Origin of the sequence: Pontixanthobacter rizhaonensis (assembly GCF_012972675.1) — a bacterium.
Taxonomy (GTDB): Bacteria; Pseudomonadota; Alphaproteobacteria; order Sphingomonadales; family Sphingomonadaceae; genus Pontixanthobacter; species Pontixanthobacter rizhaonensis.
This window is the reverse complement of record NZ_JABCRE010000003.1, coordinates 733,201-749,449: the sequence shown is the minus strand read 5'-3', so window position 1 is coordinate 749,449 and position 16,249 is coordinate 733,201. Positions and strand designations below refer to the sequence as shown.

The following is a 16,249-nucleotide window of genomic DNA, read 5'->3' as shown; positions in this document are numbered from 1 at the left end:
CGAACCTGCAGAGGCGAGCACCGGCCCCTTGTTTCAGAGCATTCTTTCGCTAAGGACGAACCATGCTTCGCCAGTACCTCTATGTCAGCACAGCCCCCGGTCTTGAGCGTGATGATCTCAAGGGTATTATTGAATCGTGCGAACGGAACAATGAAGAGCGCGGGATTACCGGCTTGCTTGTTTATAACGGGCGAAACTTCCTCCAACTTTTGGAAGGGGAAGAAGCTGATTTGTTATGGGTAATGCGGCGGATCAGTACTGATCCGCGCCATAGCGGTCTGTCAGTGCTCGAAGATGTTGCCGCTGAAGAGCGCGGATGTCCCGATTGGCTGATGCGGCATATCCGTTTGGTTGACAAAATTGAAGATCGCCGCGCGAGCCTTGAAGAACAATTGCCGAGCGGGCTGAATGATCAGCTAAAGCGTATCATTCTCAATTTTGCTGCTCTTAATTGAGGGTTTAGCCGGCTGCTTTTTTATCACGCTCAAGTTGGGCGCCCATCATTTCCCAGATCTTGTTGACGGCCTTAAGCGGCCTTACCATGACTTTGAAATCAATGATCTTTCCCTGATCGTTAAAGGTGATCATATCGATCCCGTTGAGCTGGATCCCATCAAGATTTGAGGTGAATTCCAAGATTGCATGCGGGCCGTCGGTAATGTCGCGGACATATTCAAACCCGGTGTTGGCAAATGTCTGACCCGCGGCTGAAAGATACGCAATTACTTTTGCTTTGCCTGCCTGGGGTGTGTGAACGACGGGCGAATGAAAAACACACTCATCGGCGATGATCGTAGCCAATGCCTCCGGGCTGCTACCATTTTCGGCAATCCTGTGCCAAGCGGCGAGATGATGGGATGCGTTTGTCATGATACTCTCCTGAAACTCTCAGCGCTGGCGACATTCCAATGTTGGGCAATTTTCAGACTGTCCGGGTCGCTGAGCAATTGGCCAGGTTTTGCGAATTCATAGATAGCATCCACTGCTTTGGATTTTGCCCCGTTGAGCCGTTCTCGCATATCATGTGCGCCGATATCCCACGGTGTCTCTAAGCCCATAGCGACCACTATTTCGCGCAAACTGTGTATAGTCTGATCGTGAAAACGGGCGACTCTTGGCCCCTTGTCATCAACGATAAGACCCTTTTGACGCCATGCTTTTTGCGTTGCGACACCGCTTGGGCAATTGCCGGTATGGCATTCCATTGACTGAACGCAGCCAAGCGCAAACATGAAGGGGCGGGCGGCGTTGCACCAGTCTGCGCCAAGCGCAAACGCCTTGGCCATTTGCGCGCCTGAGTGGATTTTGCCCGAGGCAGCTATTTTGACGCGATCTTTAAGGTCGGTTCCAACCAACGCGTTGCGGACGAAAATTAACCCTTCGCGCAGCGGCATTCCTACAGAGTTTGAGAATTCTAGCGGGGCTGCGCCTGTGCCACCTTCTGCCCCGTCCACCGTGATGAAATCGGGCGTTATCCCTGTGTTTAACATGGCCTTGGTGATGGCAAAGACTTCGTGAGGTTGGCCGACGCAAAGCTTGATGCCAACCGGCTTGCCGCCGCTCATTTCGCGCAATGACGCGATCCATTCGAGCATTTCAATCGGTGTGCTGAACGCGGAATGCGCAGCGGGGGATAGGCAATCCTCGCCGACAGGGATACCGCGAGCCTCAGCAATTTCTGGCGTGACTTTCTTACCGGGAAGGACTCCGCCATGGCCCGGCTTTGCGCCTTGGCTCAGTTTGATCTCGATCATTTTGACCTGATCATCTTGTGCATTGTCAGCGAAGCGCTGGGAATCAAACCCGCCATCAACAGCGCGACATCCAAAATACCCGCTACCGATTTCCCAAATTAAATCTCCGCCATGCGCACGGTGGTAGCGGCTGATGCTGCCTTCACCGGTATTATGGGCGAAGCTGCCTTGTTGCGCACCATAGTTCAGCGCTTCAATGGCCCGGGCCGATAGGGAGCCGAAGCTCATCGCGGAGATATTGAGCAGCGATGACTGATAGGGCCGCGCTCCTTCGGACCCCACGGCGACCCGCCATTCTTTCGGAGCTTGGTCATTCGGTAAAACCGAATGGCTGAGCCATTCATATTCGTCAGAATAGACGTCAAGCTCTGTGCCCATTGGGTGGGAATCGAGATCACCTTTGGCTCTGGCATATACAAGTGCGCGCGCCTGATGGCTAAACGGCCGGCCCTCCAGATCGCTTTCCACCACATAGGCCTGCGCAAACGGCCGTAGTTCTTCCATGATCCAGCGGACACGCGCTACCAGCGGGTAATTGCGTCTGAGGGAGTGGCGGGTCTGGAAGAAATCCCACAGTGCAACCACCGTAAGGGGTATCAAAAGCCACAGCGCCCCTCTCGTCAAAGGGTAAATTGCAGTTGCGATAGTGAGAATGATCAGTCCAGCGGGGACGAGGTATCGAGGTGCGACGAACATCAATGATGATCCTTGTTTCCGGCTAAACCTTGGAATTACGGCAAAACAACCTAACTCTTGTGGACTTACTTGGCCATATGATCATTATGGCAGGCAAGATATGGCATCGTTTAGCCGCAGGGAGAGCCGCAATGAAAGTCCAAGTCGAAATCGATTGCTCACCGGAGGAGGCACGGTCGTTCTTGGGGTTGCCAGATGTCGGGAAAGCGAACGACGTCTATGTCGAGACGGTCACAAAGGCGATGAAGGGCGTTAGTAACCCTGAACAACTCCAGCAATTTGCCAAGCAATTGGCTCCGATGGGCCAAGTTGGCTTCAAACTATTCCAAAACTTCGTAGAGGGCGCGGCGTCAGCTGCCACTTCGTCCGGCAAATCTACCAAATCAGACTAATTTACCCCAGAAGGGCGTGATGGATACAATCTACGCTCTTTCAAGCGGAGCACCTCCGGCTGGCATAGCGGTAATTCGTGTCAGCGGCCCGTCTGCAGGCGCAGCACTGGAAAAGCTATCCGGAGCCTTACCACAGCCGCGTCGCGCAAGCGTTCGCCGCTTGGTGGACAGCGCGGGCATGGTTCTGGACGAAGCGCTGGTTCTATGGTTGCCCGGCCCGCGAACGGCAACTGGCGAAGATACAGCGGAACTGCATTTGCACGGGGGTAGGGCGGTTATCACAGCTGTCGAGGAGGCCCTGGCATTGTGCCCGGGTTTACGGAAAGCCGAGCCAGGAGAGTTTACCCGGCGGTCATTTGCCAATGGCCGAATGGACTTGGCAGAGGCCGAAGGGCTCGCCGACCTCCTTAGCGCAGAAACCGAGCTGCAACGCCGGTCGGCGATGGCCTTGGTCGGGGGGGCGTTTTCCACCCAAGTGACAACTTGGCGCGAGACGGTTTTACAGCTGTCTGCGCATGTCGAAGCGGTTTTGGATTTTTCCGACGAAGATGATGTGGCTGCGTTACCGCAAGAATTCATCGATCACGCGAGCAACCTTCGGGAAGAGTTATCAGCCTGGCTGGATCGCCCGAAGGTAGAGAGGCTGAAAGATGGTATCCGGGTTGTTCTCGCCGGGCCGCCCAACAGCGGGAAATCGACCCTGTTCAACGCCTTGTTGCGCGATAATGCAGCAATTATTTCGCCGGTCGCAGGAACCACTCGAGATGTCTTGGAAAGACCCGTAGCTCTGGCGGGTATCCCGTTCACATTTGTCGATACCGCGGGCCTCCGTCTGGATAGTGAGGACGCTATCGAACAAATCGGTATAGAGCGGGCACATCAACAAACAGATATTGCCGATCTGGTTCTTTGGCTTGGCCCCGAAGGGGATGGCCCCGATGAAGCATGGGAAATTGATGCCCAATGTGATGTGGCAGACCGGCGATCAAAAAAGTCAGCATTATTATCGCTGTCCGCGCAGACAGGCGAGGGCATGGATGATTTGCTGGAGCGGCTGATCGATTTTGCGCAAGGATTGATGCCCAAACCCGGAGACGTGGCGCTGAACGCGCGGCAGCACGCGTTGATTGGTGAGGCTTACGATGCGTGTGAGGACATCGAGCAAATCGAGGACCCGCTATTGGTCGGCGAGCAGTTGCGTGTTGTGCGTTTGGCGTTCGATAAGTTGATCGGACGAGCATCAACCGAAGACATGCTAGATGCGCTTTTCGGGCGGTTTTGTATCGGGAAGTAGGTGTTTCACGTGAAACACTCTCATTTTGAGACCGAGATCACCGTAATCTGTCTTTGACGCTGGGCATGACCTTGCCTATCTCCGGCTTATGCAAAAGTTCGATATTCTCGTTATTGGCGGCGGACACGCGGGTGTTGAAGCTGCAGCGGTGGCTGCGCGGATGGGTGCGCGTGTCGGTCTGGTGAATTTTGAGCTCGACGCCATTGGTGCAATGAGCTGCAACCCGGCGATTGGTGGGTTGGGCAAAGGTCATTTGGTGCGCGAAGTTGACGCGTTTGACGGGCTGATTGGCCGAGCGGCTGATGCTGGCGCCATCCATTACCGCATGCTCAACCGCTCTAAGGGCAGTGCAGTCTGGGGCCCGCGGGTTCAGGCGGATCGCAAACTGTTCAAGGCTTCTGTTCAAGCGCAACTTAAAACTCAGGGTGATCTCACTCTGATCGAAGGCGAGGCAGCTAGCTTGCGTTTGGCGGGTGGCCGTGTGGAAGGCCTCAATCTGGCTGACGGCACGGCCCTAGGGGCTCCCCATGTTATCCTGTGTACCGGGACGTTTCTAGGCGGCACTTTGTTTCGCGGAGAAGAACGTTTCGAGGGTGGCCGGATTGGCGAGAATGCGGCGCAGAAGCTCGCAGACCAAATGCGCGATGCCGACTTGCCGATGGCGAGGCTGAAGACCGGCACACCTCCACGGTTGGATGGCAGGACCATTGATTGGTCTGTGTTGGAGGAGCAGTCGTCTGACAGTGAGCATTGGACAATGTCGCCAATGAACGCGGCTCGCCTCAACCCGCAGATCTTTTGCGCAATTACGCGCACAAATGCGCGTAGCCACGATATTATCCGGGCTAATCTTCATCGGTCGCCGTTATTCTCAGGCGCGATTGATGCGCAGGGCCCGCGCTATTGTCCGTCCATTGAAGACAAGATCCACCGGTTTGGCGACCGTGACGGGCACCAGATCTTCTTGGAGCCAGAGGGGCTCGATACCCATTTGGTCTATCCTAACGGCATTAGTACGTCATTACCCGTCGATGTTCAGCTGGACATGGTGCGTGCAATGGATGGTCTGTCACAGGTTGAAATGGCAGTGCCAGGCTATGCGGTCGAGTATGATCATATTGACCCGAGAGCTCTGACGACAGGGTTGGAGCTGCGCGATATTGGTGGGCTGTACTGTGCGGGCCAGATTAATGGCACTACCGGATATGAAGAAGCGGCCGCCCAAGGCCTTGTGGCCGGGATGCATGCTGCGGCTGCCGTTCTGGAGCGCGATCCGCCCGCTCTCGACAGAGCGAACTCGTACATTGCCGTGATGGTGGATGATCTTACGCTGCACGGCGTAACAGAGCCCTATCGGATGCTGACATCGCGCGCCGAATACCGCCTGCGATTACGTGCAAATAATGCCACAACCCGGCTGACACCCCTGGCCAAGGAATTGGGCTGTATTGGTGAAGAGCGGGCAAAGTGGTTCGAACGGCGTTTAACTACGCTCTCCGATTGGCGCGAAGGATTCACGGCGCAAGTGAATGCGACAGAATTGGAAAGCGCAGGGCTTCCAGTGAAGCGCGATGGTGGCAAAAGGTCTTTGAGCGAATGGCTCCGTTTCAAAGGTGTTGATCTGGCGGCGGTGACACGCTGGCTGCCAGACGGGTTTGATCCTGACAGCGAGTTGGCAAGCGAGCTTCAAGAGGATGCAACCTATGCGCCTTATCTGGCCCGCCAGGAGGCTGAGTTGAGAAATCTGAGATCGAGCGAGGCCGTGTGCCTGGCACCTGACTTCCCATTTGCATCGGTACCTGGCTTGTCGAATGAAATGGTCGAGCGGCTGTCCCAGTCCAAGCCAGCTACACTGGCAGCGGCCGGGCGCGTCGCTGGTATCACTCCGGCTGCACTATCTGCTCTGCTGGTCCATGCACGCCGGTTGGAGCAAATTGCCGCATGAATATTTCCCGTGTTCGCGACGAACAGAGCGCTCGGTCATTTGTTAAGAACCTGTCCAGCGCCGAGGCAGTGGAGAAACTCGACCTCTTCCTAGCTGCGTTGCGTGAAGAGAATACCCGTCAAAACCTCGTCGCCAAGCCGACGCTTGAAATCGCGTGGCAAAGACATTTGGCGGATAGCGCGCAGCTTCTAACCCATGTTTCACGTGAAACAGGTATGTGGATGGATCTGGGAACCGGGGCGGGGCTGCCCGGCCTGGTGATAGCGATAATGCGGCCCGATCGCCCGGTTATGCTGGTCGAATCACGGCGCCGGCGAATCGATTGGTTGGAGCGCATGGTCGACGAGCTGGACCTGTTTAAGTGCGAAGTGGCTGGCACACGATTAGAGAATGTAGAAACTGTCCCGGCCGCGGTCATTTCCGCCCGGGCCTTCGCGCCGCTGCGATCTATCCTCGACTTGTCCGCAAGATTCTCCACAGCGCAAACTGTCTTTGTGTTGCCGAAAGGGCGTTCCGCGGCGCAAGAATTGGAAGAATCATCCAGAAAGGTCCGTCAAATGTTCCACGTGGAACAATCGGTCACCGACGATGATGCGGGAATTTTGGTTGGGAAGTTGGCAAAGGGGCTTAGAAAAGCGACATGATTACCATTGCAATTGCTAACCAAAAGGGCGGTGTAGGCAAAACAACGACCGCTATTAATATCGCGACCGCCATGGCTGCGACGGGATGGCGAACATTGCTGATTGATCTCGACCCCCAGGGCAACGCATCCACGGGCATGGGGGTTTCTGCTGATGATCGTCAGCGTTCAACCTATGATATTCTGGTTGAAGAAGCTCCATTGGCCGATTGTATTCAAGAAACAAATATCCCTGGGCTGGATATCGTGCCGGCCACTGTTGATCTCAGTGGTGCAGAGGTTGAGCTTGTTTCGGTTGAGGATCGCACTGCGCGGCTGAGTTCTGCTTTGGCGAATCACGCCGGTCACGACATTTGCTTTATTGATTGCCCGCCATCGCTTGGATTGTTGACGCTGAACGCACTTGGGGCGGCCGACACGCTGATGGTCCCGCTTCAATGCGAGTTCTTCGCGTTGGAGGGGTTGAGCCAATTATTGCAGACCGTCGAACGCGTTCAGCAGCGTTTCAACCCCGATCTGGGCATTGTAGGCGTGGTTTTGACGATGTTTGACCGCAGAAATCGCCTGACAGACCAGGTTTCCGATGATGTTCGCGATTGTTTGGGAGGGCTGGTGTTCGATTCGGTCATTCCGCGCAATGTCCGTTTATCCGAAGCACCCAGTCATGGATTGCCAGCGTTAGTGTATGATCACGGCTGCTCGGGCAGCAGAGCCTATATCGCTTTGGCGCGTGAACTAATCGGTAGATTGCCAGAAAAAAGGAAAGCCGCATGAGCAACGACCCCAGCGATCCTATTCGATTGACGGTCCCGCCACGTGTCGGTCCAGACAAGAAACGCAAACTGGGCAAGGGTTTGGGGGCGCTTCTTGGTGAAACACGTAAAGAAGAACCTTTGGTGGTAAACAATGCGGCTGAGACCGCGCAGTCTACCGATACCGGTCAAACAACTACGAAAACCGCCAGTGGGTTGGCCTCTATCGATGTGGCTGCGATTGAGCCTCTTCCTGGGCAGCCGCGCACTCATTTTGACGAATCTGCTTTAGATGATCTGGCTGCATCGATTGCGCAGCGAGGTGTAATTCAACCGATCATCGTTCGTCCCGTTGCGAATGGCCGGTATCAATTGGTCGCGGGCGAACGCCGCTGGCGTGCCGCGCAAAAGGCGCAGTTGCATCAGATCCCTGCAATTATTCGCGATCTCGATAATCTCGAAGTGATGGCTCTTGCACTGATCGAGAATATTCAGCGCGAAGACCTGAACCCGGTCGAGGAGGCGAGGGCCTATCACCGTCTGGCTGAGCAAGAGCACATGACTCAGGGTGAAATCGCCAAGCTGGTCGACAAATCGCGGAGCCATGTCGCCAATCTCCAACGGCTGTTGGCCCTGCCTGAGGAGGTATTGGCGCTGGTTGAGGGTGAAAGCCTGTCCATGGGGCACGCACGGGCTTTGATCGGGCATGAGGACGCCGTTGCTCTGGCTAAGCAGGCTGTCGCCAAGAAAATGTCGGTTCGCGATGTTGAAAAGCTCGTGAAATCATTCGGCGGACCCGCGGAAACAAGCCGGCGGCAAGCACGCCCTTCGCGTGATTCTGCAAAAGATGCAGACATTGCGGCTGTCCAAACCCATCTGGAAGAGTTTCTGGGTCTGCCGGTGTCTATCAAAACAGACAGTGATCCGCGATCCGGTGTGGTGACAATTCGTTATAGAACGCTGGATCAGCTGGATCTGGTTTGCCAGCGCCTGACCGGCGGAGATATTTAGCGCGGCTTTTTGAGGTCTGCCGTCCGCGATCGGGACAACCGCGTTTTTACAATCAATTGTTAACTCGGGCGGCCTATGCAGCCTGAGGATCACTATGATTACACGTAGATTCTCTCTTATTGCCGTATCGGCTATCTTGGGCGTTGCTAGCTTCGCCGCGAGCATGCCTGTCCGTGCAGAGACCCAGACATTTACGTGGCCTGTAGAGCTGACAATTCTCGAAGGCTGTGCAATATCAGCCACACCGATGAATTTCGGGTTGATTACCGGGCAAGTCAATCGTCCGACCACGACCGCGCAAATCTCATTGCTGTGTAATCCTAACATCAATTACGAAATTTCAATTGATAATGGTTTGAATGCAAATGGTAATACCCGCCGAATGCGTAATCCGGACAATGGACGCCATCTGCGTTACCGAATCTATAGCAATGCGGGTCTAACACAGCGTTGGGATAACACGGCCAATCGCCGCGTTAGCGGAAATAGTGGGGCCACTGGCTTTATTTCGCATACAGCTTACGGCGAGATCCGTAACGCAAACGCCGGGGCACGCACTGGCGCCTATTATGACACGGTTACCGTCACCGTAGAGTTCTGAGCCAAGGCTTAGCCAGCGGCCCGTCTAGCGGGCGCGATCTCCCCGCCCAAACCCTGTTCTAAATTTACATGTAACATCAAATTAATCATCTAACATCTTAATTTCGTTACATTATTTATCCATCTGTCGGAGCGATACCGACTCTTTCTCTCCAAAATTAACCGTTTCTATACGGCCCATACGTATTTCCCCTCTTGCCACTAAAACCAAGGGGCTAGGAGACTAAAATAATGCGTAAAATTATAATGATGGCAGCGGGTGCTGCTGTTCTTTCGGCGTCGCCTGCAATCGCAGCAACCGAAGACACCACAATGGACGTTACTGCCAACGTTCTGAACAGCTGCACAGTCAGCGCCACACCAATGGCATTCGGTACACTGACCACACTCGGTACAGGTAACATCGATTCGTCATCTACTGTAGGCGTCACCTGTACTCTGGGTGCGACTTATGTCGTTTCCATGGATGACGGCGCAAACGATGATGCTGGTCAACGCCGTTTGGCTCACGCCACCGACGCTACGCAGTTCATCGCATATGACGTTTACTCAGACGCAGCACGTTCCACTGTATGGAATGCAGCGACTACTCCAGCAGCTGCTACAGGCACTGGCGCTCAGCAAGATCTGACTGCTTACGGCCGTATTCCAAGCACAGCTGCTGCCGTGATTGCTGGTAACTACAGCGACAGTGTTGTCGTCACAGTTACTTTCTAATCCAGAAATAAGATGATGAGCGGTGCTATGAAACTTCACCAGATTGCCCTTTTGCCAGCTTTTGTTCTGCTTTCGAGCGGAGTAGCGCAGGCGCAAGATAACCAATCCGCTGCGACCAGCGTTGATGATCGCAGAGCGAATGTTTCATTGGCACCGCTTCGCATCGAAATGGATGGGGAGCAAAGGGCAGAAACCCTGCGCGTTCTCAATCCATCGAGCCGCGCCATTGGCGTTCAGGTTCGAGCATTTGGCTGGAAACAAGAAGCTGGCGAAGACGTCTACTTCCCTTCCAACGCCGTTATGGTTTCCCCGTCGATCATTACTATTGATCCAGGCGCAACCCAGATATTCCGAGTTGTCCGCCGCGACCAGCCCGCCGAAGGTGAGCGCCGGTTTCGCGTTGCGATTGATCAGCTTCCCGACCCTGAATTGATGCGTTCGGGCGAAGCCCAGGCACGTATCCGGTTCACTATTCCCATGTTCCTCGATCGGGCGTCTGCCACGCCCGTAAACATGGCCTGGTCTATTGGGCCAGAGGGTTTGCGCGCCACAAATTCCGGTCAGCAAACAGCTCGTATGGTTAATTTGAGCCTAACCAAAGCCAATGGCGAACCGCTCGGCGTCGATACGTCGGGCCTCTATTATGTTCACGGCGGTAGTGAGAAGGTGTGGGAGTTTCCCGGCGCCTGTTCTGCTGGCCCGATCACCATAACCGCGTCAATTGATGACGAAGAGGTCAATGCGCAGGCTATCAACACCTGCGGCTAAACGCCTCGCACCCTTTTCTTTCGCGTTTGCGGTACTGATTTCGGGTCAAACCCCGGTTCATGCCCAAGCGGCGGACCCGTTTGCCCTACCGACAGACATTACGATCGCTGATGCTCGTTCAGGCGAGGCGGAGGGCCCCGGCCTTAGCGCGATTGCAGTCGATGGTCGCTCGCTCGCCCGGATGGTGGAATTGGCATATGTCGATGGTGAACTGGCTATCGACGCAAAATCGGCCGAAATGGCCAGCCTGCCACTCGATGTCGGTGCAACCGGTCTTATTCCGCTCAAAAGTCTGAAACTCGCTGATTGGTCATTCGATAAGCTTAGCCAGCGGTTGAGTGTGACGCTGTTCCGCAACAAAGACGGCGTTAATGATGTCAATCTGGCGCGCTTCCAACGGACGGGTGGCGGTGATAGATCACCACTTCCGGCAATGTTGATCAATTATGATCTCAGTTCGACAATAAACAAGAACGGCGTGCAGGCCGCTGCGGTGGTTTCACCCCGCGTAGTGTATGGCAATTTCCAAGCGGGCGGATCTGTTCAATATATCTCGCAACCCGCGGCAGGGCAGAGCCACATTCGCCGCCTCGACACCACCGTGACCTTTGCGATGCCTGAAAAAGGCTTAGTAGTTCGCGGGGGTGACACCATTACTTCGGGCACACAAAGCCAACGGCCGCTGCGAATCGGCGGATTGCAGTTTGGTACCGATTTCGCCCTCAGGCCTGATCTGGTCACCAACCCGCTGCCGGCATTTGAAGGCAGCGTGGCCGTGCCGACAGGCTTGGACCTTATTATCAATGACAGGCGCTTTACTTCCGCAGAGTTGGAAGCGGGCGAATTTCAGGTGCGAAACATTCCGGTTAGTCCGGGGCGCGGGGAAGTCTCCGTCATTGTCCAGGATGAGCTGGGGCGGGAGGTCGTGCAGAATGCGCGAATATATGTTTCCAGAAATCTGCTAGCCCCCGGCCTATGGAAGGGGGCAGCCAATGTCGGCTATGTCAGGCGACGATTTGGCCAAGTAAGCAATGACTATCGTGACCTTGTGGGCACGTTCTTTCTGAGGAGAGGCTTTTCAAAAAGTCTCTCCTTCGGTGTTTCTGGGGAAGTGGGTATTGGGCTCAAAAACTTTGGGGCCCAGTTTGAAACGACTGTTTTCGACCGTGCTTTGGTGTTTTCTGAGCTTCGTTACAGCAAAACAGCCCAAAACAGCGGGTTTTTGCTTAGAACCGGAGTCGAATCGGTTGGTGATCGCTTCTCTGTCCGCGCCGACGCGGTGATACCATCAAAAGGGTATCGCGATTTGGCAGCTCAAGGGGGTGATCCGACCCCTGCTCAGCAGATCAATGCCTCAATCAACTTCAATTTGCGCGATACGATGCGGTTCCAGTTCGCGGCGAGCCGTCAAAAACGTCATTTTGACCCTCGTTTTCCGCAGCAGACCCGAAAAGTAGAAGTTTTGCGGGCGAATTTCCGTACATCCATTAACGACTCGATCGATTTCTACAGCGATGTGTCTTACCGGCGCAGCGACCGGTCCAACCTCGCCTTTATGGCCGGGATAAGTATCCAGCTGGGTAAGAAACGTTCTGCTCAGGCCAGTATTACCCGCAGCGGCGGTAGAAACAGTGCGCAAGCCGCCTTCTTCCGACCTGACACAGAGGCTGGGGAAATAGGCTATGGCATACAAGCGTTGGCTTCGGAGCGGTCACGTATCGCAGGCAATGCCGCGTGGCGGAGCCGCCATACCCGCTTAGAAGGGCAAGCGGAGTATAATGGCGGTCAACTGGCCGGCCGGGTCAATGCGCGCGGTACGCTGATCTTTGCGGGCAATACCTTTTATGCACGCAATCAAACGGGCGGCTCCTATGCGTTGGTGGAAACGGGCAAAGTGCCAGGGATTACTGTGATGCGGGAAAATCGCGAAGCAGGTGTAACCGATAGTCAGGGACGGTTGCTGGTAGAATCGCTCACTCCGTTGGTTCCGCTCCAATTCGATATCGATCCGGACAAGCTGCCGTTTGATGCGATTGCCCGGTCAACCTATCGCCGTGTTGTCGTCTCGCGCGGGGGTGTCGCATCGGTCAAGCTGGATGTCGATGCCTATCGTTCACAGTTGATCAAGCTGGTCGACGCGCTGGGCAGGCCGCTGGAAGTGGGGACACAGTTGACCGCGCAGCCTTCAGGCACAGAGTATATGGTAGGCTATGACGGCCTGCTCGATTTCAATATCTTGTCCGGCGATGAGACCTTTACGATTACACAGGCAGGGCGTGCGCCTTGCTCCATGTCGATCCCGATAGGAGAGATTGAGAGCTTTGATATTCCAGAGGGCCGCGCGAGCTGTATAGGCTTGGACTTGGCTCAGGCCGAGATAACCGGGCCCGGTGAATGAACGGGTGAACAGACTGGAGGAATGCACGGCCTAATGATCAAAGCCCCGGCTTCCAACGACAAATGGTTAAAGTCGCGCGGCGCAACTTTAACCATTATCGTCAGCGAAGGATTAGTAAGTCACAGCCGTTTGGCCGGGAGACTCAGTTGCCCTTAATGTACCGGGTCCGCTTGGTAGGCTGAGGTGCTACCTTGATCCGTTTGGTCGGACGCGGGGCGACGTGGCGCTGGGCAGGTACATGCTCGTAAGTTGTCACATGCTCTTCAACGGTTTCGTAAGTCACGATCTCACGGGTAACGGCGCGCTGCGGTACCTGGATCAGTACCGGTACCAGCATCATTTGCTGATGACCGTAATAGTGGCCTTGTTGACCGTAACCGTTTGAATAATATGCCAAATACTGCTCGCAGTAATCAGATACCTCATCGCGGCTCGCGCGATTGCCACTATCAATTGCGCTACCAATCGCCAGGCCTGCCAGGCCGCCGACGCCAGCGCCGATCAACGTACCGCCAAGACGGTCACCGCGACCGGCGATGCGGTTGCCGATTAATCCGCCAGCAGCAGCACCGACGAGTCCGCCGATGACATTGCCATTGCCGTCGCGCCGTTGACCGCGGCCAACACGGTCGCGGCATTCATCGAGCCATGCGTCACGGTCAAAATTCTGGTGCCGTTGGATCTGTCCATGATGCGGAACTGCATGCCCTTGATAGATCACTGGTTGCTGCCCGCCATGTTGCGGATAGATGACCGGTTGGGCGCTGTTTTGGGTATAAACAACCTGCTGCGGAACCGCTTGCTGTGGAACAGTGTGCCGGACAACTTCTCTTTCAACACGATATTCCGGTTGAGGAGCGCGGTAATCGTCCCGCACTACATAGTCCGCACCGGCTGCCGCTTCGTCGCGCACGGCCGGTAGTGGCTGAACAACGGGCTGCTGGCGGTAAATGATTTGCTGTGCAGCTGGCGCGGCTGGAACGGCGCGTGCATATTCATATGCGCGTTCTTCATAGGTCATTTCCGGCTGTGCAACCGCTGGTGATGCTGCCACGATCGCGCTGGCAGCTACGGACATTGAAACAAGCTGACGGATCGTCATGGCTATCCCCTTAAAAAGCTAAATACCGGTCGATTCCCGGCGTTAAGGAGTTGTATACCACTGGGACTGGCCGAAACCGAAGGGTTCAGCAGCCACTGTCCCGTTTCGGGGCGATTATCTCCGCCGCCGTAAACAGTTGTCAGGATAGGTTTTAGATAGAGCCAGACAGGCGGGCGGCGAGCAATTCTACGCCTGCTGCATCGTCCGCATCAAAATACCCCTTAGTGGGGCTGTCGAGATCAATCACTGCGCAAACCTCCGCGTCCCGGTAGACGGGTACCACCAATTCGGAGGCGCTTACTGCATCACAGGCGATGTGTCCGGGAAACTCGTGAACATCTGCCACCAATTGTGTTTGTCCGCTCTTGGCCGCTGCGCCGCAGACGCCTTGATCCAAGGGAATGCGAATACAGGCGGGCCGTCCGATGAAAGGGCCCAGCACCAACTCGCCTTCTACCAATCGATAGAAGCCGGCCCAGTTCAGACCAGGTATAAACTCAGCCATCAACGCTGCGACATTGGCCATATTGGCCACCACATCATTTTCACCAGAGATAAGCGCCTCGGCGGCATCGGCCAGTTGGCGGTACCGTTCCGGCTTGGGAAGATCGGGATCTGCGGTGAAATCAAACATATGACCCATCTAGTACCATGCGGGATTGCCGCAAGGCCAGACACGGCCTATTCTACGGACTATGACAAAAACACGCAAAATTCTCCTGTCCGTCCTGGCCATCCTCATTCTGCTGGCTTTGGCGTTTTACTGGTTGTCCCGCGGCGATACGGCTGATTTGTCGGTTGCAGAAGTAACCGGAACTGATCCGGTATTGCAGGAACCCAATGCCGAGGCAGTGCCCACTGTTAATATCGCGGAGCCGGTCGGCTGGGCCGATGGTGAAAAGCCCACCGCTGCAGAAGGGCTGGCCGTCACCCGCTTTGCAGAAGGTTTGGACCATCCGCGTGTGATGCATACTTTACCCAATGGCGATGTGCTGGTGACACTGACGCGATCACCGGCCTCTGCTGATGGGGGCGGTATCACGGCTTGGATAGCAGATTGGCTGATGACAAAAGCGGGTGCCAAAGGGGAATCCCCCAATCAGCTGGTTTTGCTGCGCGATGCAGATGGAGACGGGGCGGCAGAAGAGCGCGTTGTGCTCACGGATGCCCTCGACTCCCCTTCTGGTATCGCTTGGGCCAACGACACATTATACATCGCCAATCACAACGCAGTTTTATCATTTCCCTATACATTGGGGCAAATGTCGGTGGACGCAGAGCCGACCAAACTGATGGATCTGCCGCCGGGTGGCGGACATTGGATGCGCAATATCGAGCTAAATCCTGAAGCGACCGAGCTGTATATCGCTGTCGGGTCTGTCTCCAATATCGGCGAAAATGGCATGGAGATCGAAGAAGGTCGCGCTGCGATTTGGGAATATTCTCTCGAAACAGCAAGATCGCGGATCTTTGCGACGGGCCTACGCAACCCTAACGGATTGGATTGGAGCCCGTGGACGGGAGAGCTTTGGGCCACTGTGAACGAGCGCGATATGCTCGGTTCTGATCTGGTGCCTGATTATCTGACCAATGTCCCATTGGGCGCGCAATATGGTTGGCCGTGGCTCTATTACCGGAGCAATATTGATGACCGTGTTAAGGCCCCGATGCCAGCCTATCTGATGGAATATGCGCGGAAGCCGGTTTACGCCGTTGGTCCGCACGTTGCGGCGCTTGGCATGGTATTTACCAAGGGCGGTCACCGGATGGGCGATGGATTTGCCCAGGGCGCATTTATCGCCCAGCACGGATCATGGAATCGCAAACCCGCATCGGGCTATGATGTGGTCTATGTTGCATTTGATGATCTGGGCAACCCGGTTGGGAAGCCAGTGCCGGTACTGACCGACTTTTTGACCGGAGAGGGTACCACCCGCGGCCGCCCTACATGGGCGGAATGGGCTGGCGATGGCGCTCTGCTGATTAGCGACGATACGGCCGGTATTATCTGGCGGGTAGAAGCTCCCGGCGCCGAACCAGGGGCGGCCATTGCAGAGCTCACTGGCAAATCACTCCCGCCTCAACGCGAATTGCGCGGTGATCCGCGCGCCAGCTTTACCGAGGAATTTGCGCGCGAAGTGCCGATGCCGCTGAACTAAGCGGCATCAAGACCATGT

Annotated in this window: 16 protein-coding genes; 12 read left to right on the top strand and 4 right to left on the bottom strand. The window is 55.4% G+C overall.

The features are described 5' to 3' along the window. Positions 1-62 precede the first annotated feature (62 nt). On the top strand, positions 63-455 hold the full coding sequence (locus HKD42_RS11340; RefSeq protein ID WP_170013423.1) for a BLUF domain-containing protein: 393 nt from the start codon (positions 63-65) through the stop codon (positions 453-455). Positions 456-459: 4 nt separating this feature from the next. Here HKD42_RS11340 and HKD42_RS11335 read toward each other — a convergent pair whose 3' ends face one another. Further along, complete coding sequence (locus HKD42_RS11335; RefSeq protein WP_170013421.1) at positions 460-870, bottom strand: nuclear transport factor 2 family protein; 411 nt, start codon at positions 868-870, stop codon at positions 460-462. After that, positions 867-2,450, bottom strand: a complete 1,584-nt coding sequence (locus HKD42_RS11330; protein WP_170013420.1) for an FMN-binding glutamate synthase family protein — start codon at positions 2,448-2,450, stop codon at positions 867-869. Before HKD42_RS11330 ends, HKD42_RS11335 begins: the two co-directional genes overlap by 4 nt. Before the next feature lie 131 nt (positions 2,451-2,581). Between HKD42_RS11330 and HKD42_RS11325 the strand changes: the two genes are divergently transcribed. From HKD42_RS11325 to HKD42_RS11280, 10 genes are all read left to right on the top strand, one after another. Further along, positions 2,582-2,842, top strand: a complete 261-nt coding sequence (locus HKD42_RS11325; RefSeq protein ID WP_170013418.1) for a DUF6489 family protein — start codon at positions 2,582-2,584, stop codon at positions 2,840-2,842. A gap of 16 nt (positions 2,843-2,858) precedes the next feature. Continuing rightward, on the top strand, positions 2,859-4,136 hold the full coding sequence (gene mnmE / locus HKD42_RS11320) for a tRNA uridine-5-carboxymethylaminomethyl(34) synthesis GTPase MnmE (RefSeq protein WP_343042350.1): 1,278 nt from the start codon (positions 2,859-2,861) through the stop codon (positions 4,134-4,136). A gap of 88 nt (positions 4,137-4,224) precedes the next feature. Beyond that, positions 4,225-6,081 carry a tRNA uridine-5-carboxymethylaminomethyl(34) synthesis enzyme MnmG gene (mnmG, locus tag HKD42_RS11315; RefSeq protein ID WP_170013415.1) on the top strand — a complete coding sequence of 619 codons (1,857 nt, stop codon included), beginning with the start codon at positions 4,225-4,227 and terminating at the stop codon, positions 6,079-6,081. Then, the gene (gene rsmG / locus HKD42_RS11310) at positions 6,078-6,725 is read left to right on the top strand and encodes a 16S rRNA (guanine(527)-N(7))-methyltransferase RsmG (protein ID WP_170013413.1); all 648 of its coding nucleotides are present in this window, start codon (positions 6,078-6,080) and stop codon (positions 6,723-6,725) included. The genes mnmG and rsmG overlap by 4 nt, the downstream gene beginning before the upstream one ends. Then, entirely contained in the window at positions 6,722-7,498 is a 777-nt protein-coding gene (locus HKD42_RS11305) for a ParA family protein (RefSeq protein WP_170013411.1), read from the top strand. Before rsmG ends, HKD42_RS11305 begins: the two co-directional genes overlap by 4 nt. Then, positions 7,495-8,487 (top strand): ParB/RepB/Spo0J family partition protein, encoded by a 993-nt coding sequence (locus HKD42_RS11300; protein WP_170013409.1) that lies wholly within the window; start codon positions 7,495-7,497, stop codon positions 8,485-8,487. Before HKD42_RS11305 ends, HKD42_RS11300 begins: the two co-directional genes overlap by 4 nt. A 94-nt stretch (positions 8,488-8,581) precedes the next feature. Further along, positions 8,582-9,088 (top strand): Csu type fimbrial protein, encoded by a 507-nt coding sequence (locus tag HKD42_RS11295; protein WP_170013407.1) that lies wholly within the window; start codon positions 8,582-8,584, stop codon positions 9,086-9,088. A 230-nt stretch (positions 9,089-9,318) separates the two neighbouring features. After that, positions 9,319-9,804 carry a Csu type fimbrial protein gene (locus tag HKD42_RS11290; protein WP_170013405.1) on the top strand — a complete coding sequence of 162 codons (486 nt, stop codon included), beginning with the start codon at positions 9,319-9,321 and terminating at the stop codon, positions 9,802-9,804. A 12-nt stretch (positions 9,805-9,816) separates the two neighbouring features. Further along, the gene (locus tag HKD42_RS11285) at positions 9,817-10,572 is read left to right on the top strand and encodes a fimbrial biogenesis chaperone (protein ID WP_211483581.1); all 756 of its coding nucleotides are present in this window, start codon (positions 9,817-9,819) and stop codon (positions 10,570-10,572) included. Next, positions 10,529-12,970 (top strand): fimbria/pilus outer membrane usher protein, encoded by a 2,442-nt coding sequence (locus HKD42_RS11280; protein WP_170013401.1) that lies wholly within the window; start codon positions 10,529-10,531, stop codon positions 12,968-12,970. The genes HKD42_RS11285 and HKD42_RS11280 overlap by 44 nt, the downstream gene beginning before the upstream one ends. Before the next feature lie 142 nt (positions 12,971-13,112). Here the strand turns inward: HKD42_RS11280 and HKD42_RS11275 are convergent, their stop codons facing one another. Then, positions 13,113-14,072: a glycine zipper 2TM domain-containing protein gene (locus HKD42_RS11275; protein ID WP_246236989.1), complete on the bottom strand. Its 960-nt coding sequence runs from the start codon at positions 14,070-14,072 to the stop codon at positions 13,113-13,115. A gap of 151 nt (positions 14,073-14,223) precedes the next feature. After that, a complete protein-coding gene (locus HKD42_RS11270) occupies positions 14,224-14,706 on the bottom strand; it encodes a GAF domain-containing protein (RefSeq protein WP_170013399.1) in 483 nt (160 codons plus the stop codon). A 61-nt stretch (positions 14,707-14,767) separates the two neighbouring features. On the opposite strand from HKD42_RS11270, the gene HKD42_RS11265 reads away from it, so the two are divergent. Continuing rightward, positions 14,768-16,231: a PQQ-dependent sugar dehydrogenase gene (locus HKD42_RS11265; protein WP_170013397.1), complete on the top strand. Its 1,464-nt coding sequence runs from the start codon at positions 14,768-14,770 to the stop codon at positions 16,229-16,231. Positions 16,232-16,249 lie beyond the last annotated feature (18 nt).